General features: G+C 67.8%; 24 protein-coding genes. 9 read left to right on the top strand and 15 right to left on the bottom strand.

Going from position 1 to position 22,536, the window contains the following annotated elements:
* The first annotated feature begins 314 nt into the window (after nucleotides 1-314).
* From ACWEKR_RS29455 to ACWEKR_RS29440, 4 genes are all read left to right on the top strand, one after another.
* Nucleotides 315-674 (top strand): hypothetical protein, encoded by a 360-nt coding sequence (locus tag ACWEKR_RS29455; RefSeq protein ID WP_452357215.1) that lies wholly within the window; start codon nucleotides 315-317, stop codon nucleotides 672-674.
* Nucleotides 675-688: 14 nt separating this feature from the next.
* A complete protein-coding gene (locus ACWEKR_RS29450; RefSeq protein WP_452357214.1) occupies nucleotides 689-1,147 on the top strand; it encodes a hypothetical protein in 459 nt (152 codons plus the stop codon).
* A 334-nt stretch (nucleotides 1,148-1,481) separates the two neighbouring features.
* Nucleotides 1,482-2,594, top strand: coding sequence for a pentapeptide repeat-containing protein (locus ACWEKR_RS29445; protein ID WP_452357213.1), 1,113 nt, complete (start codon nucleotides 1,482-1,484; stop codon nucleotides 2,592-2,594).
* Between the two features lie 151 nt (nucleotides 2,595-2,745).
* Nucleotides 2,746-3,270 carry a hypothetical protein gene (locus ACWEKR_RS29440; protein WP_452357212.1) on the top strand — a complete coding sequence of 175 codons (525 nt, stop codon included), beginning with the start codon at nucleotides 2,746-2,748 and terminating at the stop codon, nucleotides 3,268-3,270.
* Between the two features lie 78 nt (nucleotides 3,271-3,348).
* On the opposite strand, the gene ACWEKR_RS29435 is transcribed toward ACWEKR_RS29440, so the two are convergent.
* From ACWEKR_RS29435 to ACWEKR_RS29425, 3 genes are all read right to left on the bottom strand, one after another.
* Entirely contained in the window at nucleotides 3,349-4,380 is a 1,032-nt protein-coding gene (locus ACWEKR_RS29435) for an HNH endonuclease (protein WP_452357211.1), read from the bottom strand.
* A gap of 149 nt (nucleotides 4,381-4,529) precedes the next feature.
* Nucleotides 4,530-5,099, bottom strand: coding sequence for a hypothetical protein (locus ACWEKR_RS29430; RefSeq protein WP_452357210.1), 570 nt, complete (start codon nucleotides 5,097-5,099; stop codon nucleotides 4,530-4,532).
* Nucleotides 5,100-5,244: 145 nt separating this feature from the next.
* On the bottom strand, nucleotides 5,245-6,201 hold the full coding sequence (locus ACWEKR_RS29425) for a hypothetical protein (RefSeq protein WP_452357209.1): 957 nt from the start codon (nucleotides 6,199-6,201) through the stop codon (nucleotides 5,245-5,247).
* Nucleotides 6,202-6,378: 177 nt separating this feature from the next.
* Here ACWEKR_RS29425 and ACWEKR_RS29420 point away from each other — a divergent pair, with 177 nt between their 5' ends.
* On the top strand, nucleotides 6,379-6,600 hold the full coding sequence (locus ACWEKR_RS29420; protein WP_452357208.1) for a hypothetical protein: 222 nt from the start codon (nucleotides 6,379-6,381) through the stop codon (nucleotides 6,598-6,600).
* 69 nt (nucleotides 6,601-6,669) lie between these two features.
* On the opposite strand, the gene ACWEKR_RS29415 is transcribed toward ACWEKR_RS29420, so the two are convergent.
* From ACWEKR_RS29415 to ACWEKR_RS29360, 12 genes are all read right to left on the bottom strand, one after another.
* Complete coding sequence (locus ACWEKR_RS29415) at nucleotides 6,670-6,975, bottom strand: hypothetical protein (protein ID WP_452357207.1); 306 nt, start codon at nucleotides 6,973-6,975, stop codon at nucleotides 6,670-6,672.
* Nucleotides 6,972-8,741 (bottom strand): hypothetical protein, encoded by a 1,770-nt coding sequence (locus ACWEKR_RS29410; protein ID WP_452357206.1) that lies wholly within the window; start codon nucleotides 8,739-8,741, stop codon nucleotides 6,972-6,974. The genes ACWEKR_RS29415 and ACWEKR_RS29410 overlap by 4 nt, the downstream gene beginning before the upstream one ends.
* Before the next feature lie 145 nt (nucleotides 8,742-8,886).
* Nucleotides 8,887-9,279, bottom strand: coding sequence for a metal-sulfur cluster assembly factor (locus ACWEKR_RS29405; RefSeq protein WP_159837593.1), 393 nt, complete (start codon nucleotides 9,277-9,279; stop codon nucleotides 8,887-8,889).
* Between the two features lie 29 nt (nucleotides 9,280-9,308).
* The gene (sufU, locus tag ACWEKR_RS29400; RefSeq protein ID WP_195083488.1) at nucleotides 9,309-9,776 is read right to left on the bottom strand and encodes a Fe-S cluster assembly sulfur transfer protein SufU; all 468 of its coding nucleotides are present in this window, start codon (nucleotides 9,774-9,776) and stop codon (nucleotides 9,309-9,311) included.
* A gap of 3 nt (nucleotides 9,777-9,779) precedes the next feature.
* Nucleotides 9,780-11,033: a cysteine desulfurase gene (locus tag ACWEKR_RS29395; RefSeq protein WP_452357205.1), complete on the bottom strand. Its 1,254-nt coding sequence runs from the start codon at nucleotides 11,031-11,033 to the stop codon at nucleotides 9,780-9,782.
* A gap of 1 nt (nucleotide 11,034) precedes the next feature.
* Nucleotides 11,035-11,811 carry a Fe-S cluster assembly ATPase SufC gene (gene sufC / locus ACWEKR_RS29390; protein WP_452357204.1) on the bottom strand — a complete coding sequence of 259 codons (777 nt, stop codon included), beginning with the start codon at nucleotides 11,809-11,811 and terminating at the stop codon, nucleotides 11,035-11,037.
* 38 nt (nucleotides 11,812-11,849) lie between these two features.
* Complete coding sequence (gene sufD / locus ACWEKR_RS29385; RefSeq protein ID WP_452357203.1) at nucleotides 11,850-13,028, bottom strand: Fe-S cluster assembly protein SufD; 1,179 nt, start codon at nucleotides 13,026-13,028, stop codon at nucleotides 11,850-11,852.
* A complete protein-coding gene (gene sufB, locus ACWEKR_RS29380; protein WP_452357202.1) occupies nucleotides 13,028-14,464 on the bottom strand; it encodes a Fe-S cluster assembly protein SufB in 1,437 nt (478 codons plus the stop codon). Before sufB ends, sufD begins: the two co-directional genes overlap by 1 nt.
* Nucleotides 14,461-15,270 (bottom strand): helix-turn-helix transcriptional regulator, encoded by an 810-nt coding sequence (locus tag ACWEKR_RS29375; protein ID WP_452357201.1) that lies wholly within the window; start codon nucleotides 15,268-15,270, stop codon nucleotides 14,461-14,463. The genes sufB and ACWEKR_RS29375 overlap by 4 nt, the downstream gene beginning before the upstream one ends.
* Before the next feature lie 295 nt (nucleotides 15,271-15,565).
* A complete protein-coding gene (locus tag ACWEKR_RS29370; RefSeq protein ID WP_452357200.1) occupies nucleotides 15,566-16,585 on the bottom strand; it encodes a zinc-dependent alcohol dehydrogenase in 1,020 nt (339 codons plus the stop codon).
* Nucleotides 16,586-16,612: 27 nt separating this feature from the next.
* Nucleotides 16,613-17,263, bottom strand: coding sequence for a TetR/AcrR family transcriptional regulator (locus ACWEKR_RS29365; RefSeq protein WP_452357199.1), 651 nt, complete (start codon nucleotides 17,261-17,263; stop codon nucleotides 16,613-16,615).
* 162 nt (nucleotides 17,264-17,425) lie between these two features.
* Nucleotides 17,426-18,286, bottom strand: coding sequence for an NmrA family NAD(P)-binding protein (locus ACWEKR_RS29360; RefSeq protein WP_452357198.1), 861 nt, complete (start codon nucleotides 18,284-18,286; stop codon nucleotides 17,426-17,428).
* A 68-nt stretch (nucleotides 18,287-18,354) separates the two neighbouring features.
* Here ACWEKR_RS29360 and ACWEKR_RS29355 point away from each other — a divergent pair, with 68 nt between their 5' ends.
* The 4 genes from ACWEKR_RS29355 to ACWEKR_RS29340 are packed head-to-tail and all read left to right on the top strand — an operon-like array spanning nucleotide 18,355 to nucleotide 22,535.
* Complete coding sequence (locus tag ACWEKR_RS29355; RefSeq protein ID WP_452357197.1) at nucleotides 18,355-19,125, top strand: TetR/AcrR family transcriptional regulator; 771 nt, start codon at nucleotides 18,355-18,357, stop codon at nucleotides 19,123-19,125.
* Nucleotides 19,109-20,818 (top strand): polyprenol phosphomannose-dependent alpha 1,6 mannosyltransferase MptB, encoded by a 1,710-nt coding sequence (gene mptB / locus ACWEKR_RS29350; protein ID WP_452357196.1) that lies wholly within the window; start codon nucleotides 19,109-19,111, stop codon nucleotides 20,816-20,818. The genes ACWEKR_RS29355 and mptB overlap by 17 nt, the downstream gene beginning before the upstream one ends.
* Nucleotides 20,815-21,747, top strand: a complete 933-nt coding sequence (locus tag ACWEKR_RS29345) for an ABC transporter ATP-binding protein (RefSeq protein ID WP_452357195.1) — start codon at nucleotides 20,815-20,817, stop codon at nucleotides 21,745-21,747. The genes mptB and ACWEKR_RS29345 overlap by 4 nt, the downstream gene beginning before the upstream one ends.
* On the top strand, nucleotides 21,744-22,535 hold the full coding sequence (locus tag ACWEKR_RS29340; protein WP_452357194.1) for an ABC transporter permease: 792 nt from the start codon (nucleotides 21,744-21,746) through the stop codon (nucleotides 22,533-22,535). The genes ACWEKR_RS29345 and ACWEKR_RS29340 overlap by 4 nt, the downstream gene beginning before the upstream one ends.
* Nucleotide 22,536: the final 1 nt, after the last annotated feature.

The following is a 22,536-nucleotide window of genomic DNA, read 5'->3' as shown; positions in this document are numbered from 1 at the left end:
TCGGTCCTCCCTGGCTCGGATATCAGCCAGGGTCACCGACCAGGTGGTCCATTTTGAGTTGCCGCGCAGTGATCAGTTTTCACGTTCCGCCGACATACCGTAGTTATCAGGCAATATCTCGTCTACGGCAGATCGTGGCGCATGACGCTCGGCCGTATCGGACAGAATTTTCGGTGCCTGGGGGCTGCTCGTAGATGCTGCAGAGCAGAACATAGAACATCACCTTGTGACACCGGTCACTGATGGAACCTGGTGTGCCGCAGCATCGTCCAAGAGCAGTGAAGGAGATACCTTCAACCAACGGAGGGGACGACATGCGAACCATTTCGGCCGGGCGGCGACTTGTCACAACAATCGCGCTGACGGCTGCGTGCATCGCGGGCGCATCGACAGCCGGGGTCGGCATCGCACAGGCGGAGATACCGACGCTTGCGGCCGAACCCGTAGACGCGGCACACCCGCACTGGCAGTTCGAACTCACCGCCAAGTGGACCGTGACATTGTCCTGCTACTTCGAGAATCTGGACCGGACCGACGCCACCGGCCCAGAGAAGTACACCGGGACGGGTAAGACCAAGGACGCGGAGAAAGACGCCTGGAACAAGGCGCAAGCGGCTGCGCCCAAGGGGCGGAAGGTCAAGCACTGCCGCGTCGAGAGCTCATCGAAGAAATAGCAGGAAGGTTGGACGTGGACGACGACGAACGCCAAGTGTGGGAGTTCGCGGTAGGACTCGGGTTGCCGGACGCGACCGGGCCCGGCGCCCTCGACGGCGAGGGAATCCACCCCGTTGCACTGGCGCTCGAGGAGAGCACCCACCGCATCCGCGGGGTGAACCGTATCCCATGCTTCACCAGCTTCGGACCGGTCACCGCGGTCGATGAGTTCGCTCAGCGCGCGTGGGGCGACGCATACGACCCGGCGCGCGTCCCAGTGGAATGCCGTCTTGCCGTCTATGTGACCGATGACGAGCTCGACGAACTGGTGTCCGCGATCGTCGAGGATCTCGGCATCGATCAGGACGGATACTCGGTGGTAGTCGGCCGGAAGGTCACCGTCGGCCTGCGGGCCATCTCACTGGAGTCGCCGGAGAACAGCTTCTACCAACACCTCGTGGGCCAATACCGGGATCAACCCACCACGGATTGACTCCGTTCCGGAAGCGCCCAGGTGACGAGGACTACCAACCGGTCCTAGAGCTACATCCCGCGGATGATCAAGCCATTCGCGTAGCGCAGCGGCGTCTGTGCGGCGAGGCCCGTCGCTCCGCGTGAGCGACGGGCCTCGTCGGCCTCCAGGCCGTCCTCGCTTCCCTCGGCGGCTCGACACGCTTCTTGGACAACGCGATGCGCTGGAATTCTGCGCCTTCGGCGCCGGGTGTCGAGTGTCCGAAAACCGAACGATTCTCGAACAGAGTTCAGAAAACAATCGGCTCAGATCGAATGCTCAGCGCGGACAGGTCGGGTTCAGTACCGTCGCGTTCGTGTCTGAGGGGGAGAAGCCCGCGCGCCGCGGGCCGGTCGAATTGCGATGGCGCTCGGTTGGTCTCATGGTGGGCGGGGCCGGCGTAGCCGGGTTCGGCGTGGCGGCGTTGTCGGGAGTGACCACGAGTTTTTCCCAGCCTCTCGCCACCATCCTCGCTGGCGCAGGAGCACTCGGTGCGGGCGCCTTGGCCTATCTCAACGGGCAACGTACCCGGGAACTTGACGCGGCCCATCACCAGGCCGACACGGACCGCGAGCGAGAACGGCATCAACTTGACTCCCGTCGCACGCGGGAATCGGCGTTGCGTGACCGCTACACCGTCGTAGCCGCGCAAATCGCCCACGACTCTGCCGCAATCCGCCAAGCCGGGATCTACGCGCTGACCGCGCTCGCCGATGACTGGCACGCCTTCGGAGAGGAGGATGAACGCCAGGTCTGCATCGATCTGCTCCAGTGGTACCTGCGTGTCCCGTTCCCTGTCGGGGACGATCCGGAGAGACCAGATCTGTCCGAACGCGAGATCCGACAGACCATCGTCGGCATCCTCTCCCAACGCCGCGAACGCCCAGACAACGACCCGAGGTCCTGGAAGTCCACCACCATCCGTTTGAACCAGGTCTCGCTCCCGGGGTGCAATCTCAGCGGCTTGGATCTCGCCGGTCTGAATTTGCACAGCACGAACTTGACCGGGGCGTTCCTGACTCAGGCGAACCTGAACGGCGCGTACCTGGGTGGCGCGAAGCTGGTCGGCGCGGAGCTGAACTTCGCGAAGCTACGCGGCGCGAAACTGTACACCGCCGACCTGAACGGTGCGAATCTGGAATACGCGACGCTAACAGGCGCAGAGCTGGCCAACGCAAACCTGGTTGGCGCGAAGCTACGCGGCGCGAAACTGGTCAACGCCGACCTCTCCCACGCGAACCTGACTGGTGCGGACCTGAACGGTGTGGACCTGACCGGGGCGAATTTGTACACCGCCAATCTGACCGACGCGAACCTGGCCGGTGCAAACGTGATCCGCGCCAACCTGACCGGGGCGAACGTCACCAACGCACACTTGGTGACGAGCTTCCACAACGGCCAGACCCGATGGCCCGAAGGGTTTCCCTGACCCCGCATACAGTTGTTCGGAAAATGATCGTTTTACAACACCTCCACTACCGCCAGCTTCGATATCACCGACGCTCCTGGGGCGAAGCCGCGTGGTGTCGGTTGCGCATGAGAATCTGTTGGGCACCAAGAGATCGTTGAGGAGCGTATCTGTGGCCAGTGGGTTCGAAATCAACCATGAAGGCATACGCCGAATGGCCCGCGAAATCGAGAAGGAGTTCGCGAAGTACCCCGTGCGCGTCCCGCTACAGACGACCGTGGATGGTATCCACCCTGCTGTCGCGAACGTGACCAACTACAACGGTCCAATCGTCACGGTCAACGGCAACCACGCCCAGATCGCCTGGAACAACAGCACCGTGAACCAGGGACAGGCCCGAAACGACCAGGTCGCCCCCGGCTACGAAAAACTGGCAACGACTCTCGCCGAGCTGCTCGCAGGATTGCCCTCCTTCCCCCTCACGGACGAGGACTCCGCCGAAGTTCGCGCCAACGCGGAGACCGTGCTCGCCGAAGTAGTCAACGAAGAGCCCGACAAGGGCATCATCAAGCGTGGGGTGACGATGATCAAAGGCTTCTCCCCTATCGCGGCAGGCATCTCAGATGCCGCGACCGAGGAAGGCGCCGAAGTCGCCCGCGATTTCATTCACGCCCTGGGAGAGGCCCTTCCCTTCTGAGGCGTGGGGCGGGTATCCGACCATGCCGTACGAGCGGTAGCGATCGTTTCTGAACACTTTTTCCGCACCGGCGTCTGCTCACCCACCGCTGGGGAAGAGCTCGCGGTTGAGGAGAGATTGAAACTGCCCCCACTTGTCCGCCCGGCTGGATTCCATGGCGACGAGCACCAAGCCTTCGATCGAATCGCGAGTGAGTCCGTCGATCAGCGCGTCGGTGACGACCTCAATCCAGTCGGGGGGAACATCGTATGGCGCTGTGGTGCGGGGGTTCTCCCACTCGCACCAGACCATGTTGAACCAGCCCCACACCTCGCTACGCTCCGTACTGGTCTGCCTGGCCTGCTCTTCTGCCTTCTGGGCAGCCGACCAGCGTTCAAACAGCGCTTGGTCGAAGTTATCGCCCACCCCGAACGCAGCGTCGAACCACGTTTGCCACGCATCTCCATCGAATTCAACCTGGGGTTCGAATACCTTCCTGACTGCTCTGCCCTCGTCGACCTCGGTCACGGGACCAGCTTCGTCGCTTTGACCGGAACCTCCCACCGGTTCGTCCATGAGGTCGGCGGCGATGATCTCGGCAGCCCGGGCCCGTGACTTCTGCACCCGTTTCCAGCAGCAACCGCAGAAGTACTTCCAGGTGTCGCGAGCGCGCGATCCCATGGCGACCTCGATCAGCTCCTCGAAGTCGTGGAGAGTGAGTCCGGCCGCCATCAGGCTGTTCACTGATTTCAGCCAGCCCGGCGGCAACGCAACGCGTTCACCGCCGATGGTCCAGGCATCCCAGAGCGCACGAAACTCGTTCCCTACCTGACGACTCGCCTCGAACGCGGCTGTCCGCTCAGCCGCCGCCACGTTCATTGCCTGCGCCCATCGAAGGGCGTCATCAGCGACGTCCTCGACGAGTGGCTGGTCCGGCACGGTCGACGTCTTGCCTGAATTGCAGTCGGCACACGCGGCCACCAAGTTGCTGGGGTCATCACCCCCGCCGAGCGACACCGGGACGACATGGTCGACAGTGAGCGGCGACGTCTCCGCCTTCGCTCCGCAGTATCGGCAGGTGTAGTTGTCGCGGCGCAGTACCTCGAAGCGGACGCGCTTGGTGACGGCCATGGCGGTACTCCTTCATCAGCGCCAGTAAGACCCAGCGTGCAACAGCATTGGCCACAAGTTTGCGCGTACCACCGTCATATCCACGACGAGTATCGGTTTCCGAACGTTCGGCACTCGGCACCGACGTGGTCGGGGCCGACGCACTTCGATCAGTTGTTCGTGGACAGATCCGGCAGGTCGAACTCGTCCCGCGCTGTCTCGCCACTGCGTGGTTTCAGCTCCCGAAGCACCAGCGCCGCGTTGGGCATGGGCGGGCGCACCGCCAGCATGAAAGTCCCGGTCACGAAGATGGAGACCATCAAGCAGAACCCGGGCACTGCGGCGACGAGCACCGACACGGCGTCGCTGATCTGGTGCGGGTGGCCGCCGGAGTGCAATCCGTTGCCGCATCCGGCGAGGAGAACCCCGGCCCCGGCGACGGCCTCGAACAGCCACCGGGCCCAGTTCGGATACCAGCCGGGTGTCATCCTCACCCGGCAGTAGAGGGCCTGGATGGTGACCGCGGTGACGGCGACAGGCCACACGGCGGCCTCCCACGCCGATGCGCCCGCCAGGCGGGCCCATTCGATTCCGAACGTCGCGAACGCCGCGTAGGCGGCGACGGCGATGAACGCGAAGGCCGTCATCGCCGGGGCCGACGTGGCGTACTGGTGAGTCCGGCGCTGCCGCAGCTCTTCGCTGGATGGGTGGAACGCCGAAAGCCCTGCTGTTTCAGTCACGTTGGTGCCCCCTGGTGAGTTTGGACGTGGAGCACCAGTGTGAGCGCGGACACCGACACGACGGAGTCATTCCCCCTCAAGACCGCCGGCCTCTCTCGGGGATGGAATCATTCTCCGCTGTTCTCGCCTCGCACGGCATCGGCACTCACCATGAGAGATTGATTATCCCCAGATTGTCAGCGACGCCACTTTGGGTGAGGGTGGCTTTGGAGTAGCGCTCTTCCGCTTCGATTCGTCGGCCTTCGATCTCGTGGCGGTCAGTCCGTGCCTGATCGAAGGCGCGCTGCGCCGCACGTAGAGCGCTTGCGGAGGCATCAATTTGGTCTTGGCGATGGTCGGGGTCATCTATCAGGCGGCTGTGTGTCTGCCGTGCGTCCTCGAGCTGTCGCCGGGCGGCCTCCACGGCGGCGTCTGCCGCCTCCGATCTCTCTACCAAACCTTGCCACTCGTTGTACGCATCCTGCGTAGTCTGAACGGCTTCATCGAACCATTTTCGTTGCTTGCCGCGCAGGTCATTCCGTGTCTTCAAGCGTGCGGACATCCCTGCCTCGTCGATAGCGTTGGCATACAGTTTCTCCAGTCTTTGGAGGCCGAGCGCGCGAGACAGAGTTCGCCAGGTGGACTCGGACGGCAAGCTCTTCCCGGAGACGGCCGCATACGCGGTTGAGCGGGGCAAGTCCGTTTCCTTCGCGATCTGCCCTATCGACTTTCCCGACTCTGCTGCGGCGTCTTTGACCGCTGATGCGAGCATTTCGACGGCCGTCTTAGGCTCCGGGCTCTCGGCAGTCGAACTCCGGCGTGGCCGAGGCTGCCTACCTGCGAGTGCCCTTTGCTCGGCAACTCCCTCGGTCCAGTGGAGTTGCGCGGCTTTTTCGGCAGAGTCATCGGCGATCGTCTTCGCGATCGTCGTAGCGACATGGCGGCTCGGCATACGCGGGCCGGTCAACGCCTTGTAGACCGCCTGGTGCGATAGATCGGTCTCCTGGGCGATGCGGGCGACTGCCCAGTCCCCGTTCCGCAGCACCAGGTCCTGCATGAACAGGAAGAAGTCCAGCCGCTTCCCACTGGGAAGGTCGGGGATCTTCAGCGCCTTCTTGGCCACTCATACCTCCGCGTATCTACCGCACAAACTGCCTAATATGCACTTTTTATCAACTATACATAACCCACGCATGATGACCTGTCTATGTAGCTTGAACTGCACATATCTTCTGATGCAGCCTGGATTTGTCCAGCCGTCCAAGGAGAAGTCTTGGGCATTGTTGCCAGAGGAGTGAAAGTGGCAGAGACCGGAAAGAGTCCGCAGAACGGTGCCAGGCGTTCCGAGAATCGGCGGGTGTCGGCATGGACCGCCATGCGCGAGGACGTAGCGGCCGGTGTGATCGCAGGGCTTGCCGTCGCGCTGATCGGCTGGGCCACGGGGGAGGTTGTGGACCACGCGACGGTCGGAGTCGCGAAGACCGAGAACGGCTACTCCCTCGAAGTCGGATGGGAGAACTGACCCGAAGATACGAACAGATAGCAGAACAGCCCCGGAGTCACTCCGGGGCTGTTCTGCTATCTGGGACGTTCAGACGTCCTCGACTCGGATCGTGGCGACGGTGAAGTACCGCACCGCGCCGGAGCTGGTGGTCTTGCGCCGCCACTCGCCGGTGCGGGTGTAGCCGGCGGCGGTGAGCGCGGCGTCGAGCGCATCGAGACTGCCCGGGGCGTCCGGGGCGGCGGGAACGGATTCCCACCGGCAGCTGACGTGGCGGCCGTAGACGCTGCCGTCGTCGCTGTAGAACAACTCGCAGGAGTACAGGTCGGCGACCGCACCAACGGGATCGTCGAGGCGGGCGATGACGTGCAGATCCACGGCTTCGGTATCGGTCACCGCTGGACCCCCGAGGTGTGGACCGGCCGCCGTGCTGCAGAACGGGCTGGGGCAGGGGAGGCGGCTTGCGCGACACGGTCGGGCCGGCTCGCGCAGCTGCGTCCCGAGCGGGGGCTGCGGTCGGCGGCTGCGGCCTGGCGCTGGGCGATCGCGTCGTCACGGGCGGCGACAATGTTGGCGGTCTTGTCCCTCCACTGCTGGCGGCGAGCGGCAGCGCCGCGGCCGAGTTCCCCGGCCTGGCGGGCGCGGTCATCGACGAGAGCCCGGATCCGCTGCTGTACCACCGGATCCACGCCCGCGCGGGCCAGCGCCTTACCCAGCTCGGTGCGTTTGATCGTGTACTGCTGGCGGTCCAGATCCACGCTGGTGCCCGGCGATCCGGTGGCCACGCTGTACAGGGAATCGGTCATCGAGGACACCTCGAACCGCAGCCGCTGGTCCTCGCGGCTGTGCGGGGCGGCGGTGCTGGAGGCGTCGACCAGCTCGGTGATCTGCCAGCGTGTTCTGTTCGACAGGTCCGCAGCGGGCTCGGCGGTGCGCGCGAAATCGAGGCTGGCCTTGGTGCGCTCATCCGCCCACAGCAGCTCCGGCAGCTTCTTGTGCCCGACGATGACTCCGGCGTCGATGTCCTCGATCGTGCACACGATCTGCGCGCGCTCCATCGAGGTGAGCCCTTTGCCGTGGCGGGCCTGGTCGAGCAGCTGGTCGCGCTGGGTGGCCATGCGGGTGATCTGCAGGTTGGTGTCGTCGGTGATCGCGCCGACGACCGCGCCGAGGCGAGCCTGTTCCTCGGAGGTGAGATGGCCTTCGGCGAGGTAGTCGGCCATGCTGCGCAGCTCGGCAGCGTCGTCGGCGTATTCCATCAGCGCTTCCTGGAATTGTTCGCGGTTGACGTAGCCGGGCCACACCGCGAAATCCACCGCCTGGCCCGCCTGGATGGCGCGGCCGACCTCGCGGACACGCTCTTGGTCGGCGTCGGTCAGCACCGAGATCTGCTTGCCGACCTCGCGCGCGGCTTTGGGGTTGTTCGCGAACAACGCCAGCAGCGCCGCCACCCGGCCGCGGGCTTCCTCACCCGGATCGACGACCACCGGGCTGGTGAGCAGATCCACCCGGGAGGTTTCCCCGCGCAGGTAATCCACCACGAACTCCACCCGGGCGCGGTCCTCGGCGGTGAGGCGGGCGGCGGCCAGGTCGACGTCGAGCTGCTCGCGGCGCCGGGCTTGGCTGACCCGATGCTCATCGGGATCCAGCGGATCGACCTCGGGCCCGCGCCACGCCATCACCGCTTGGGTCGCGGCTTCCTTCGCGGCTTCGGACATGGGCAGTGCGGCCACGATGTCGATCGCGGCGGACTCGCGATCCCACACGCTGGCCGCTTCGGCGTAGCGCTGGAAGTGTTCGGCTTCGAAGTTCGGGTCGATGCTGACTGTGAGGTCGTAGGGGTCGATGAGCACGCCCCAGCTCAGGGCGTAGGAGTTGGTGAGTTCGTCGAGGCGCTGGGCTGCCAGCTCGGAATCGGAGGACCACACCAGAGCATCGGCCAGCGAGGCGACCATGGCGGTCCGGTTCTGCCACGGAATCGCCTCCAAGCGCGTCTCGGCCTGGGACATCGCTTCGCGGATTTTCGGTTCCAGCTCCCAATCGGCGTCCTCGCCGCGTTCGGCGCGCCCGATCGCGGCATCGACCTTGGCCGACCGCTGGCGGGCCTGGTTGGCTGCGACGGTGGCCAGCGCTCGTCTGACGAGGCCTTTCGCGCCGAGCACCGGTCGATGCAGCCGTGCGGATGGGTAGTGTGACCGGAAGGGTCGCTGGTGACCGGACCGCCACCACTGCATGCGGCGGATATGACTCAGCCGCCGGAGCACCTTGTTCGGGCGCTATCCGGCGGCTGCTTCCGACTCCGGCGATTTACACCGTGAACCCGAGGGCGCGCAGCTGCTCGCGGCCGTCCTCGGTGATCTTGTCCGGCCCCCACGGCGGCATCCAGACCCAGTTGATCTTCAGGTCTTCGACCAGCCCGCTGCGCACCAGCGCGTTGCGGGACTGGTCCTCGATGACGTCGGTCAGCGGGCAGGCCGCCGAGGTCAGCGTCATGTCGAGGACCGCGATGTTCTCCTCCTCGACGCGCAACCCGTAGACCAGGCCGAGATCGACGACGTTGATGCCCAGTTCCGGGTCGACGACGTCGCGCATCGCCTCTTCGATGTCCTCGAGCAGCTTGATGTCCTCCGCGGACAGCTCGGCCGGTTCGGCGGCCGGCGCGGCCGGTTCGGTCGTGTCGGTGGCCGGTGTGTCACTCATGACGCTTCCCCGTTTCCCATCGGACGGTGTCAGTTCTCTTCCGCGGCGCCGGCGGGCTGCTCGGGGCCGATCCTGAGGACGGCGTCCTTGAACGCCATCCACCCGAGCAGCGCGCACTTCACCCGCGCGGGGTATTTCGAGACACCCGCCAAGGCGATGCCGTCGCCGATCACGTCCTCGTCGCCCTCGACGGTGCCGCGGCTGGAGATCATCTCACTGTAGGAGTCGACCACCTTCAGCGCCTGCTGCACCGGCAGGCCGATGACCTGGTCGGTGAGGATCGAGGTGGCGGCCTGGCTGATCGAGCAGCCCTGCCCGTCGTAGGAGACGTCGGCGATGTCACCGTTGTCGTCCAACTGCACGCGCAGGGTCACCTCGTCGCCGCAGGTCGGGTTCACGTGGTGGACCTCGGCCCCGAACGGCTCGCGCAGCCCCCGGTGATGCGGGTGCTTGTAGTGATCCAGGATCACTTCCTGGTACATCTGCTCCATGCGCATGTCTTATGCAACTCCGAAGAAGCTCTGCGCCTTCCGCACGGCGGCGACCAGCGCGTCCACCTCGGCCAGGGTGTTGTAGACCGCGAAGGAGGCGCGCGCGGTGGCGGCGACGCCGAAGCGCCGGTGCAGCGGCCACGCGCAGTGGTGGCCCACCCTGATGGCGACGCCCTCGTCGTCCAGGATCTGCCCGACGTCATGGGCGTGGATGCCGTCGACGACGAACGCGACGGCACCACCGCGATCGACGTTCTCGGCGGGCCCGATCACCCGCACGCCGTCGATCCCGGCCAGTCCTTCCAGCGCCGCGCCCACCAGCGTGTGCTCGTGCGCCGCGACGGCGTCCATGCCGATCTCTTCGAGATACCGCACGGCCGCGCCCAATCCGACCACCTGCGAGGTCATCGGCACACCGGCCTCGAAGCGCTGCGGCGGCGGCGCGTAGGTGCTGTGGTCCATGAAGACCGTCTCGATCATGGAACCGCCGGTGATGAACGGCGGCATGTCCTCCAGCAGCGCGCGGCGGCCGAAGAGCACGCCGACGCCAGAGGGTCCGAGCATCTTGTGACCGGAGAACGCGGCGAAATCCACACCGAGGGAACGGAAGTCGACCGGCATGTGCGGCACCGACTGGCAGGCGTCGAGCACGACCAGCGCGCCCACCGCCTTCGCCCGGCGGACCAGTTCCTCGACCGGAGCCACGGCGCCGGTGACGTTGGACTGATGGGTGAAAGCGATCACCTTGGTGGCAGGCGACAATTCCAGCGAGTCCAGGTCGATCCGGCCCTCGTCGGTCACGCCGTACCACTTCAGCGTGGCGCCGGTGCGGCGCGCCAGCTCCTGCCAGGGCACCAGATTCGCGTGATGCTCCAGTTCGGTGACGACGATCTCGTCGCCCGGGCCCACGTGGTGGGGGAACCGGTCGTCGGCGAACGCGTAGGTCACCAGATTCAACGACTCGGTGGCGTTCTTGGTGAACACGATCTCGCCCGCCTCGACGCCGACGAACCGCGCGATGTCGGCCCGCGCGCCCTCGTAGGCGTCGGTCGCTTCCTCGGCCAGCTGGTGCGCGCCGCGGTGCACCGCCGAGTTGCTGGTGATCAGGAAGTCGCGTTCGGCTTCGAGCACCTCGATCGGCCGCTGCGCGGTCGCGCCGGAGTCCAGGTACACCAACGGTTTCCCGTCCCGGACCGTGCGGTTCAGGATCGGGAAGTCGGCCCGGATGCGGGCGACGTCGAGGGTGCGGACCGTAGCGGTCATATCAGGCTCCAGCGGTAGCGGTCTGAGTGAAGCGGACGTAGCCGTTGGCGTCGAGTTCCTCGGCGAGCTCGGGGCCGCCCTCGGCGACGATGCGGCCGCCGACGAAGACGTGCACGAACTGCGGCTGGATGTAGCGCAGGATGCGGGTGTAGTGCGTGATCAGCAGGACACCGCCGTTCTCGCGCTCCCTGTAGCGGTTGACCCCTTCGGAGACGATGCGCAGCGCGTCGACGTCCAAGCCGGAGTCGGTCTCGTCCAGGATGGCGATCTTCGGCTTGAGCAGGCCCAACTGGAGGATCTCGTGGCGCTTCTTCTCGCCGCCGGAGAAGCCCTCGTTCACGCTGCGCTCGGCGAAGGCGGCGTCGATCTCCAGCTCGCTCATCGACTCCTTCACCTCCTTGACCCAGTGCCGCAGCTTGGGGGCCTCGCCGCGCACGGCGGTGGCGGCAGTGCGCAGGAAGTTCGACATCGAGACGCCGGGAACCTCGACCGGGTACTGCATGGCGAGGAACAGGCCCGCACGCGCACGCTCGTCCACCGACATCGCCAGCACGTCCTCGCCGTCGAGGGTGATCGCGCCGGAGGTCACCGTGTACTTCGGGTGACCGGCGATCGCGTAGGAGAGCGTCGATTTGCCGGAGCCGTTCGGGCCCATGATGGCGTGCGTCTCACCGGATTTCACCGTGAGGTTCACGCCCTTGAGGATCTTGATGGGCTCGCCGGACTCGTCGGGGTTGGCGACCTCGACGTGCAGGTCCTTGATTTCCAGGGTGGTCATCGAATTCGGATTCCTTTGCCAGGTATGGGGGTCGTTGATCAGGCGCCGATGGCGGCGAGTTCGGCCTCGATGGCCGCCTCCAGCCGCTCCCGGACCTCGGGCACCGCGATCTTCTGGATGATCTCGTGGAAGAAACCGCGCACCACCAGGCGGCGGGCGGCGTCCTCCGGAATGCCGCGGGCACGCAGGTAGAACAGCTGCTCGTCGTCGAACCTGCCGGTCGCGGAAGCGTGTCCGGCTCCGACGATCTCGCCGGTCTCGATCTCCAGGTTCGGCACCGAGTCCGCCCGCGCGCCGTCGGTGAGCACCAGATTGCGGTTCACCTCGAAGGTGTCGGTGCCCTCGGCGGCGGCGCGGATGAGCACGTCGCCGACCCACACGGTGCGGGCGTCGCCCTTGGGCGAGTGCGGGTCGCCTTGCAGCGCGCCCTTGTACAGCACGTTCGACTTGCAGTTCGGCACCGCGTGGTCGACCAGCAGGCGCTGCTCGAAATGCTGACCCGCGTCGGCGAAGTAGAGGCCGAGCAGTTCGGCGTCGCCGCCGGGACCGTCGTAGCGGACGTTGCCGGTCAGGCGCACCAGGTCGCCGCCGAGGGTGACCGAGGTGTGCCGCAGGGTGGCGTCGCGACCGAGCTTCGCGTGGTGGGCGGTGGCGTGTACGGCGTCGTCGGCCCAGTCCTGGACGGCGACGACGGTCAGCGAGGCCGAATCACCGAGCACGAATTCGACGTTCTCGGCGTAGGTTCCGCTGCCGCGCTGGTCGATGACCACGGTCGCCTTGGCGAAGCGGTCCAACCGGATCTGCAAGTGGCCGTAGGCGGTCTTGCCTTCGCCGGGGCCGGTGATCGTGACGGTCACCGGCTCGGCGACCTCGACCTCCTTGCCCACCGACACGACGGTGGCCTGCTCGAAGCCCGAGTAGGCCTGCGCGGCCACGCGATCGGACGGCACGCCGCCCGTGCCGAGCCGCGCGTCGGAGCGGTCGACCGTCTCGACCGTCACGCCCTCGGACGCGGCGACCTCGACGGTCGCGCGGCCGTCGCGGACCGCGGTGCCGTCCTGCAGGCCGCGCAGGCGGCGCAACGGGGTGAACCGCCACGCCTCGTCCTTGGCGGAAGGCACCTCGAAGGCGTTGACGTCGAACGAGGTGAAGACCTCGCCCTTGTTGATCGCGGGGGTACGAGCCTCGGCGGCTTCGGCGACGTTGTCCACGGCCATCAGCCGACGGCTCCTTCCATCTGCAGTTCGATCAGGCGGTTCAGTTCGAGGGCGTACTCCATCGGCAGTTCCTTGGCGATCGGCTCGACGAAGCCGCGCACCACCATCGCCATCGCCTCGTCCTCGGTGAGGCCGCGGCTCATCAGGTAGAACAGCTGATCCTCGGAGACCTTCGAGACGGTCGCCTCGTGCCCCATGGTCACGTCGTCCTCGCGGATGTCCACGTACGGGTAGGTGTCCGAGCGGCTGATCGTGTCCACCAGCAGCGCGTCACACTTCACCGTCGACTTCGAGCCGTGCGCGCCCTTGTTCACCTGGACCAGGCCGCGGTAGGAGGCCCGGCCGCCGCCGCGCGCCACCGACTTCGACACGATGGTCGAGGAGGTGTGCGGCGCGAGGTGCAGCATCTTCGCGCCGGTGTCCTGGTGCTGGCCCTCGCCGGCGAACGCCACCGAGAGCACCTCGCCCTTGGCGTACTCCCCGGTCATCCAGACCGCGGGGTACTTCATGGTGACCTTGGAGCCGATGTTGCCGTCGATCCACTCCATGGTCGCGCCCGCCTCGGCCTTGGCCCGCTTGGTGACCAGGTTGTAGACGTTGTTCGACCAGTTCTGGATGGTGGTGTAGCGGCAGCGGCCGCCCTTCTTCACGATGATCTCCACCACCGCGGAGTGCAGCGAGTCGGACTTGTAGATCGGCGCGGTGCAGCCCTCGACGTAGTGCACGTACGCGCCCTCGTCGACGATGATCAGGGTCCGCTCGAACTGGCCCATGTTCTCGGTGTTGATCCGGAAGTAGGCCTGCAGCGGGATATCCACGTGCACGCCCGGCGGCACGTAGATGAACGAGCCGCCCGACCACACCGCGGTGTTCAGCGCGGAGAACTTGTTATCGCCCGCGGGGATCACCGAGCCGAAGTACCGCTGGAAGATCTCCGGGTGCTCCTTGAGCCCGGTGTCGGTGTCCAGGAAGATCACGCCCTGGGCCTCCAGGTCCTCGCGGATCTGGTGGTACACCACCTCGGACTCGTACTGCGCGGCCACACCGGCGACCAGCCGCTGCTTCTCCGCCTCGGGGATGCCCAGCTTGTCGTAGGTGTTCTTGATGTCCTCGGGCAGCTCGTCCCAGGAAGCGGCCTGCTTCTCGGTGGAGCGGACGAAGTACTTGATGTTGTCGAAGTCGATGCCATCGAGGTTGGAGCCCCACAGCGGCATCGGCTTGCGATCGAAGATACGCAGGGCCTTCAGCCGCTGTTCGAGCATCCATTCCGGCTCGTTCTTCTTCGCCGAGATGTCGCGGACAACCGCCTCGGACAGACCTCGTTGCGCGCTGGCGCCGGCCACATCCGAATCGGCCCAGCCGTAACCGTATTTGCCCAGTGAGGCAATGGCCTCTTCCTGGGTGAGCGGTTGCACCTGGTCGGTGGTCGTCGTCATTCGGCACTCCTTCCGGAGTCGTTCGTTCGTACCGCTGCGGGCTGTGCAGCGGTTGGTGCTGAAGTTCTGGTGCGGTCGGCGGGCAGCACGAGCAGCGGCACGTGCGTGGTGCACGCGCAGTCGCCGTTGGCGATCGTGGCCAGCCGCTGCACATGGGTGCCGAGCAGCTCCCGGAACGCCTCGAGCTCCGCCGCGCACAGCTGCGGGAACTCCTCGGCGACGTGCGCCACGGGGCAGTGGTGCTGGCAGATCTGCACGCCCGCGCCCACCTTGCGGGTGGTGGCGGCGAACCCCGCGTCGGTGAACGCCTCGGCGATCTCCTCGGCTTTGGCCTCGGTCTGTTCCGTGGTGTGCTCGCCGACCGGTTCGATCCCGGCCACGATAGTGCGTGCTCGTTTGCGGGCGAACTCGGTGATGGCCTGTTCGCCGCCGATCTCCCCGAGCTGCCGGATCGCGGCCCCCGCCAGATCGTCGTAGGCGTGGCCGAGCTGGCCGCGTCCGGCGGCGGTGAGCTGGTACTGCTTGGCCGGGCGGCCCCGGCCTTTCTGCTGCCAGGGCGCCGATCGGCCGGCTCGCGCCTGACCTGAATCGATCAGGGCGTCCAAATGCCTGCGCACACCCGCCGGTGCCAGGCCGAGCCTGTTCCCGATCGCGGTGGCGGTGATCGGTCCTTCCTCCAGCAGCAGCTGGACGATGGCCGCTCGGGTGTGTCCTTCGCCGCCGACCGTCGCGGGGGCAGCAGCCGACCCGGCACCGGCCCGGCGGCCGGCCCCTTCGTCGTTCCTCCGCAAACCCACGGTTTTCACAACATCAGTGTGGCGGAATTCGTTCCCGAAATCTAATAAGGGTGCCCTGAGTCAGCGGCCCGATCGACCTGCGGGCATTCCGGCACAGCGGACAGGCGCGCGCCGCAGGCCCGGACAATCGCCCACCCGTAGAAACGCCCACTCCGCGCCCACCTCCCCAGCTGACCTGCGCAGAGAAAACGTCGATCGGAACCGATCGCCGGGCATGCGGGGGAAGCTCCGGCTCCCGGCACCACGTCCGCGGCGCGGTCGTCGCAGGACGGCGACGACCCGCAGTGCTGTTCGTCACAGACGCTCAGCGCACCGCGACCAGTTTCATCGGCGTCTCCAGCAGCGCGTCCACCGCCTCGTCCCACACCGCCGTCGCGGTGGTGACCAGCGACGGATCGAAGCGACCGGCCGCGACCAGTTCGAGCACCTCGGGGATGACGGGGCGCGCGTGCGCGCGACCGGTATGGAAGGTGCAGCACCGGGCGTACATGTCCAGGATCGGCAGGGCCACGTCCTGCAACTGGACGCTGACGCTCGTGCACCAGCCGTCGTATGCCGTGGCATCGATGGCCGCGCGCAGCGCCCTCGGCTCACCCGCCGCCTCCACCACGATCCGGAAACGCCCGACCCGCGCGTCGCGCGGGCCTTCGATCGCCTCCGCGCCGAAGGACTGCGCGATGTTCAGCCGCTCGACGGAGTCGTCGAGATAGACGACGCGGGCGGAGCCCAGCGCGACCGCGAGCCCGGCGGCGTACAAACCGATGGACGGTGCGGCGAGGCCGCCGATCACCAGCACTTCGGCGGCAGGATCCGCGGCCAATTGCGGCCCGACCGAGCGATAGGCGTCCGGAATGTTGTCGCTGGCGCTGGCTACCGCGGCCGGGTCGACGCCGGAGGGCAACCGCACCAGCATGGCGTCGGCGTGTGGCACCAGCGCCAGGTCGGCCCACAGCCCGCCCCAGTCCAACCCGCCCATGGGGCCGAGACCGAAACTGGACAGGCGCGGATGGCTCGCGCAGTTCCCGGTCCGCCCACGCGCACAGGGCGGGCAAACGCCGCAGGAGATCTGGAACGGCACCACCACCAGGTCGCCCACCGCGACGCCGCGGACCTCCGGCCCGGCCTCGACCACTTCGGCGACTCCCTCGTGCCCGAACGGATACGGCCCGGGCAGTGGGAACGCGCCGCGCAGGACGGCCGGGTCGAGGTCGCAGGTGGCCAGCGCGACCGGCCGGACCAGCGCCTGGCCGGGCCCGCTCAGCACGGGTTCCGGATGTTCTTCCCAGCGCATCGCACCGGGGCCGGTCAGCATCAGACGCTTCATCGTCCGAGTGTCGCTAGAACGTTCTTTCTAGTCAAGAGTCTCCGCCGGCTCCGCGTGCTCGCGTGCTTCGGTTTCGACCGCCGCCCCGTCCCCCGCGGTGGTCCCGATCCCCGCCGCCGCGAACGTCGACCGGATGAGCCGCTCCATCGACTTCGCCACCGTGCGCAGCGGGACGTCCGACTGCCGGATGCGGGCCAGGATCGTCGCCCCCTCGTAGGCGGCGACCACCGTGGCGGCCAGCTCCGCCGCCTCTTCCCCGCGCAGCCCGAGTTCGGCGAGCAACCCGGCGAACGCCTGCTCCATGGTGTCGAAGGCGCGCACACACGCCGAGCGCACCGCTTCCACGTCACTGCCGCCGTCCAGTGCGGGTGTCCCGATCGGGCACCCGTCGGTCCATTCGGAGTCCGCCAGCTTGCCCACCATGAACTCGAACAACGTGGCCAAAGTGGCGAACACGTCGGTCGGCGCCTGCCGGATCATCCGGCCGGTGAGCACCCCCGTCCCGGTGATCGCCGCGACCGCGATCTCCTCCTTGCCACCGGGAAAATGGTGGTAGATCGAGCCGTACGGCAGTTCGGCCGCCTCGCTCAACGCCTTCAGACCGAACCCGTGATACCCGTGCCGCGCCAGCAGCCCGGAGGCGGCCACCTCGATCCGCCGCCTGGACTCCGAAACCATGCGTCGATTGTGCCGTGTGCACGGCACGGGTCCGGGCGGAACGAGCGGGGTCCGTTCTCGACGCGGAATGCCCGCGGGAGCCCGGCCGGTGGGCGAAGTGCTCGGATCACTTCTCGCCGCGCCGCCGTGACCGAGGCCGGCGGCGCGGCGAGGAGATCGTGGTCACTGGTTCGCGACTCCCTTCAGGACCGAACGAACCGGTTCGGCGGGGCGCTGGAGCAGGTTTTCGAGTTCGCCTGCCGTAGTGGCGAATTCCCCGCGGCGCGCAGCCCGGAACATGCCCAGCAGCAGGGCGGCCCGCTCGTCGGGGACGCCGTGAGCCATCAGGGAGGCAGCCCATTCGGCGTCCTCGACGACGACGCGGCGGATCGTTCGCCCGGTCCGTTCGGTGAGGAGGGCGGCGATGTCGCCGAGGTCGAGGGCGTCCGGTGCGGCCAGGGGCGGAGTCGGCCCGTCGAACCGGCCCTCGTCGGCGAGGATGATCGCCGCCGCTTCGGCGAGGTCGGCATGGGTGGTCCAGGAGACGGGGCCATCGGCCGGGGCGCGGAGTTCACCGGTGTCCAGCGCAGGGCCGAGCAGGAGCGGGACGGTGGCGGCGTAGAACCCGTTGCGCAGCGCGGTGAACGGTGTGCCGGTCGTTGCCAGATACCGCTCGGTCGCGGCGTGGTCCGGCATGGGCGCGAACACCGAATCGGCGGCGGCGGCCTGGTGGCTGGTGTACAGGATGCGCCCGGCGCCCGCAGCGCGCGCGGCGTCGATCGCCGCGACGTGCGCCGCGACGGCCGCCTCGCCCGTGAGGTCGGCCGAGACGATCAGCACTTGGGTCGCGCCTTCGAAGGCCTCGGCCAGGGATCGCGGGTCGGTGAAGTCGCCGCGCCGCACCCGCACGCCGCGGGCGGCCAGTTCACCGGCCCGGCCGATCTCGCGGACGCTGACGCCCACTCGGTCGGCCGGTACCCGCTCCAGCAGTCCCTCGACGATCCGGGAGCCGAGGAGCCCGGTCGCGCCGGTAACGATGATCATCACTTCTCCTTATCAACGTTGTTATCAGTGATAACAACGCCGATATTAGCAGCGGTTAGAATCGCCGCATGGTGGAGTCGAGGTCGAGCAGCGCGAGCAGGCACGAGACGCGGGAGCGGATCGTGGAGGTGGCGGCGCGGCTGTTGCGGGAACAGGGTCCGGACGCGGTCACCACCCGCGCGGTCGCCCGCGCGGCCGGCATGCAGGCGCCGACCATCTACCGGTTCTTCGAGGACAAGGACGCCTTGCTCGATGCCGTCGCCGAACACGTTTTCGCGACCTACGTGGCCGGCAAGACGCTGGTCGAGCAGGAGGACGACCCGGTGGTCGATCTGCACGCCGGTTGGGACATGCACATCGACTTCGCCCTGACCAACCCGGCGGTCTTCGCGATGCTCGCCGACCCGCGGCGCGGGACCGCCTCACCGGCAGCGGCCGCCGGGCTGCGGGTGCTGCGCGAGCGGGTGCGCCGCGTCGCCGCCGCCGGTCGGCTCCGGGTCGGCGAACGCCGCGCCGTCGAGCTCATCCACGCCGCCGGGACCGGCGCCGCGCTGGCGCTGTTGTCCGTCCCGCCACAACAGCGTGACCTCGGGCTTGCCGAGGCGATGTACGAGGCGGTGGCCCACGCGGTCCTGACGGACGGTCCCGCTCTTTCCGCGCGCGACACGACCAGGGCAGCGCTACGCGCCGCCGCACCCGAACTGCCGATGCTCACCGACGCCGAACGCGCCTTGCTGTCGGAATGGCTGCGACGCCCCGACGAGGTCTCCATCGACACGCCGACCCGCCTCGTCCCGGCTGACATCGACGCGACATACCGGGATGCGCGCACCCACTAGGCTGCGTTGCGTGGCGGTACTGGAGGGCGCGCGGCGCAGGACACTGGCTTTCGGGCGCCGGGCACTCGGACTCGACGTGCCCGCGGCCGATCACACCATCGCGGTGCTGCACCGCGACGAGTCCGAGGTGCCCGGTCTCGATCGCAAGGAGCTGGCGCAGCTCGACCGGATCCGCCTGATGGGCGCGACCGGCACGGTGCTGATGGCGATCAGCGCGCTGGGCATCGGCGCGCAGCCGGTGCACCAGAACCCCACGTCCGGCGTCCGCGTGCTCGGCATCTTCGCCCGCGCCCACACCGGCTCACTGGCCATGTGCATGACCGGCACCGTCGTGGTCGTGCTGGCCTGGCTGCTGCTGGGCCGGTTCGCCGTCGGCGGCATCGGCGGCTCCCCCGTCCACCGGCTGACCCGCTCGCAGATGGATCGCACACTGCTGCTGTGGCTCATCCCGCTCAGCGTCGCTCCCCCGCTGTTCAGCAATGACGTCTACTCGTATCTGGCGCAGAGCGAGATCGCCGCGCGCGGCATCGATCCCTACGAGGAAGGGCCGGTCGCCGGCCTGGGGATCGACAACGTGCTCACCAACAACGTCCCGACCATCTGGCGCGACACCCCCGCGCCCTACGGTCCGCTGTTCCTCTGGATCGGCCGGGGCATCGCCGAACTGACCGGGGACAACATCATCGCGGGCGTCTGGGTGCACCGGGTCCTCGCGCTCGGTGGCGTCGCGCTGATCGTCTGGGCGCTGCCCCGGCTGTCGGCGCGCTGCGGCGTCGCGGCGGTGAGCGCGCTGTGGCTCGGCGCGGCGAACCCGCTGGTGCTGTTCCATCTGGTGGGCGGCGTGCACAACGACGCGCTCATGCTCGGCTTGATGCTGGCCGGACTGGAGTTCTGCCTGCGCGCCATCGAGGACACCCATCCGTTCGACGGCCGCGCCTACGCCTGGCTGATCGGCGGGGCGATCATCATCACGCTGTCCTCATCGATCAAGTTCACCTCGATCATCGTGCTCGGGTTCGTCGGGATGGCGCTGGCGCGGCGTTGGGGCGCTTCGCTGCGCACGGTCGCCATCGCGGCCGCCATGCTGGGCGCGATCGCCATCGGCACCACGTTGTTCATCAGTTCGGTGAGCGGCCTGGGCTTCGGCTGGATCTACACGCTGAACACCGCGAACGCGGTGCGCAGCTGGATGTCGCTGCCGACCGCGCTCGGCATCATCACCGGATTCGGCGGTGTGCTGCTGGGGCTGGGCGATCACACCACCGCGCTGCTGAGCATCACCCGCCCGATCGCGGCGGTGGTCGCGGGCTTCTTCACGGTGCGCATGCTGGTGGCCACCGGCACCGGCCGCCTGCATCCGGTCGGCGCGCTGGGCGTGGCGCTCGGCGCGATCGTGCTGCTGTTCCCGGTGGTGCAGCCCTGGTATCTGCTGTGGGCGATCGTGCCGATGGCGGCCTGGGCGACCCGGCCGGTGTTCCGGGTGCCCGCGGTGGCGTTCTCCGGCATCGTCAGCGTGATCCTGATGCCGCGCGGAGCCGATCTCGAAGTGTTCCAGATCGTGGGCGCCGCGATCGCCACCGTGATCGTCGGGGTGCTGTTCATCGTGATCACGCGCAATTCGCTGCCCTGGCGCGGGCAGACGGGGGTGTCGGCTCCGTCACAGGTGTCCGCCTCCTACGGTGTGACATCGTGAGCGCACCCTCCGGACCCGCCGTCAGCGTCGCCGGCGTCGTCAAGCGTTACGGCGAGACCACGGCGGTGGACGGCCTGACCTTCGAGGTACAGCAGGCGCAGGTGCTCGCGCTGCTGGGCCCCAACGGCGCGGGCAAGACCACGACGGTCGAGATGTGCGAGGGATTCACCACGCCGGACGCGGGCTCGGTGCGGGTGCTCGGCCTGGACCCGGTCGCCGATTCCGAACGGCTGCGCCCCCGCATCGGCGTCATGCTCCAGGGCGGCGGCGCGTATCCCGGTGCGCGCGCGGGCGAGATGCTCGATCTGGTGGCCGCCTATTCCGCGGATCCGCTCGACCCCGACTGGTTGCTGCGCACACTCGGTCTCCAGGACAACCGGCGCACCCCCTATCGCCGCCTCTCCGGCGGTCAGCAGCAGCGCCTGGCGCTGGCCTGCGCGCTGGTGGTCAGGCCGGAGATCGTGTTCCTCGACGAACCGACCGCGGGACTGGACGCCCAGGCCAGGTTGATCGTCTGGGAGCTGATCGATGCCCTGCGCCGCGACGGGGTGACCGTCGTGCTGACCACGCACATGATGGACGAGGCCGAGCAACTCGCCGACCAGCTGGTGATCATCGATCACGGCCGTATCGTCGCCTCCGGAACCCCGGCCGAGGTCACCGCGCACGGGGCGGCGGGGCAGCTACGGTTCTGCGCGCCGCCCAAACTGAACCTGGAATTGCTGGCCAACGCCCTGCCCGAGGGGTTCGCGCCCCGGGAGACCACACCGGGCACGTATCTGGTGGAGGGCGAGATCGATCCGCAAGTGCTCGCGACCGTCACGGCGTGGTGCGCGCGAATGAACGTGCTGGCCACCGACATCCGGATCGACCAGCGTCGCCTCGAAGACGTCTTCCTCGAACTGACCGGACGGGACCTGCGCGGATGAGCGAGCACGACCGGACCGCCAACCGTTTCGCGCCGGGCACCTTCACCCCCGGCCCGCGGCCGAGCACCCGCGCCGCGATGCTGCTCGCGCAGACCCGGCTCGAGCTGATCCTCTTGCTGCGCAACGGCGAACAACTGCTGCTGACCATGTTCATCCCGATCACCCTGCTGGTCGGCCTGAGCCTGCTGCCGTTCGGTGATCTGGGCACGCGTCGGGTGGACAAGATCGTGCCCGCGGTGATGATGGTGGCCGTCATGTCCACCGCGTTCACCGGTCAAGCCATCGCGGTCGGCTTCGACCGGCGCTACGGTGCGCTCAAGCGGCTCGGCGCGACGGCGCTGCCGCGGTGGGGCGTCATCGCGGGCAAGAGCGCGGCCGTGCTCATCGTGGTGGTGCTGCAAGCCGTCCTGCTCGGCCTGATCGGCTTCGCGCTGGGCTGGCGGCCGCAGCCCGTCGGGCTGCTGCTGGGCGCGGCGGTGATCGCGCTCGGCACCGCCACGTTCGCGGCGATGGGCCTGCTGCTGGGCGGCACGCTCAAGGCCGAGGTGGTGCTCGCGCTGGCGAACATCCTGTGGTTCGTCATGCTCGGCGTCGCCAGCATCGTGTTCGCCGCCGACGACTTGCCCGCAGTGGTGAGCGTGCTCGCCCGCCTGGTGCCGTCGGGGGCGCTGGCCGAAGCGCTGGAGAGCGCGATGCATACCAGCGTCGACTGGTTCGGGATCGCTGTACTCGCGGTGTGGGGCGCGGTGTCGGGGGTTGCCGCCACCCGCCTGTTCCGCTTCCACTGAA

This window comes from Nocardia sp. NPDC004573, from assembly GCF_053602135.1.
The sequence above is the reverse complement of the archived record's forward strand: the minus strand, read 5'-3'. Positions and strand labels throughout refer to the sequence as shown.

What these genes read in the sequence shown, in the direction of transcription:
- sufB (WP_452357202.1), bottom strand. Translation starts at nt 14,464, where the DNA reads ATGACGACGACCACCGACCAGGTGCAACCGCTCACCCAGGAAGAGGCC.
- sufU (WP_195083488.1), bottom strand. Translation starts at nt 9,776, where the DNA reads ATGCGCATGGAGCAGATGTACCAGGAAGTGATCCTGGATCACTACAAG.
- mptB (WP_452357196.1), top strand. Translation starts at nt 19,109, where the DNA reads ATGCGCGCACCCACTAGGCTGCGTTGCGTGGCGGTACTGGAGGGCGCG.
- sufD (WP_452357203.1), bottom strand. Translation starts at nt 13,028, where the DNA reads ATGGCCGTGGACAACGTCGCCGAAGCCGCCGAGGCTCGTACCCCCGCG.
- ACWEKR_RS29365 (WP_452357199.1), bottom strand. Translation starts at nt 17,263, where the DNA reads ATGGTTTCGGAGTCCAGGCGGCGGATCGAGGTGGCCGCCTCCGGGCTG.
- ACWEKR_RS29355 (WP_452357197.1), top strand. Translation starts at nt 18,355, where the DNA reads ATGGTGGAGTCGAGGTCGAGCAGCGCGAGCAGGCACGAGACGCGGGAG.
- ACWEKR_RS29360 (WP_452357198.1), bottom strand. Translation starts at nt 18,286, where the DNA reads ATGATCATCGTTACCGGCGCGACCGGGCTCCTCGGCTCCCGGATCGTC.
- ACWEKR_RS29370 (WP_452357200.1), bottom strand. Translation starts at nt 16,585, where the DNA reads ATGAAGCGTCTGATGCTGACCGGCCCCGGTGCGATGCGCTGGGAAGAA.
- ACWEKR_RS29435 (WP_452357211.1), bottom strand. Translation starts at nt 4,380, where the DNA reads ATGGCCGTCACCAAGCGCGTCCGCTTCGAGGTACTGCGCCGCGACAAC.
- ACWEKR_RS29395 (WP_452357205.1), bottom strand. Translation starts at nt 11,033, where the DNA reads ATGACCGCTACGGTCCGCACCCTCGACGTCGCCCGCATCCGGGCCGAC.
- ACWEKR_RS29340 (WP_452357194.1), top strand. Translation starts at nt 21,744, where the DNA reads ATGAGCGAGCACGACCGGACCGCCAACCGTTTCGCGCCGGGCACCTTC.
- sufC (WP_452357204.1), bottom strand. Translation starts at nt 11,811, where the DNA reads ATGACCACCCTGGAAATCAAGGACCTGCACGTCGAGGTCGCCAACCCC.
- ACWEKR_RS29405 (WP_159837593.1), bottom strand. Translation starts at nt 9,279, where the DNA reads ATGAGTGACACACCGGCCACCGACACGACCGAACCGGCCGCGCCGGCC.
- ACWEKR_RS29455 (WP_452357215.1), top strand. Translation starts at nt 315, where the DNA reads ATGCGAACCATTTCGGCCGGGCGGCGACTTGTCACAACAATCGCGCTG.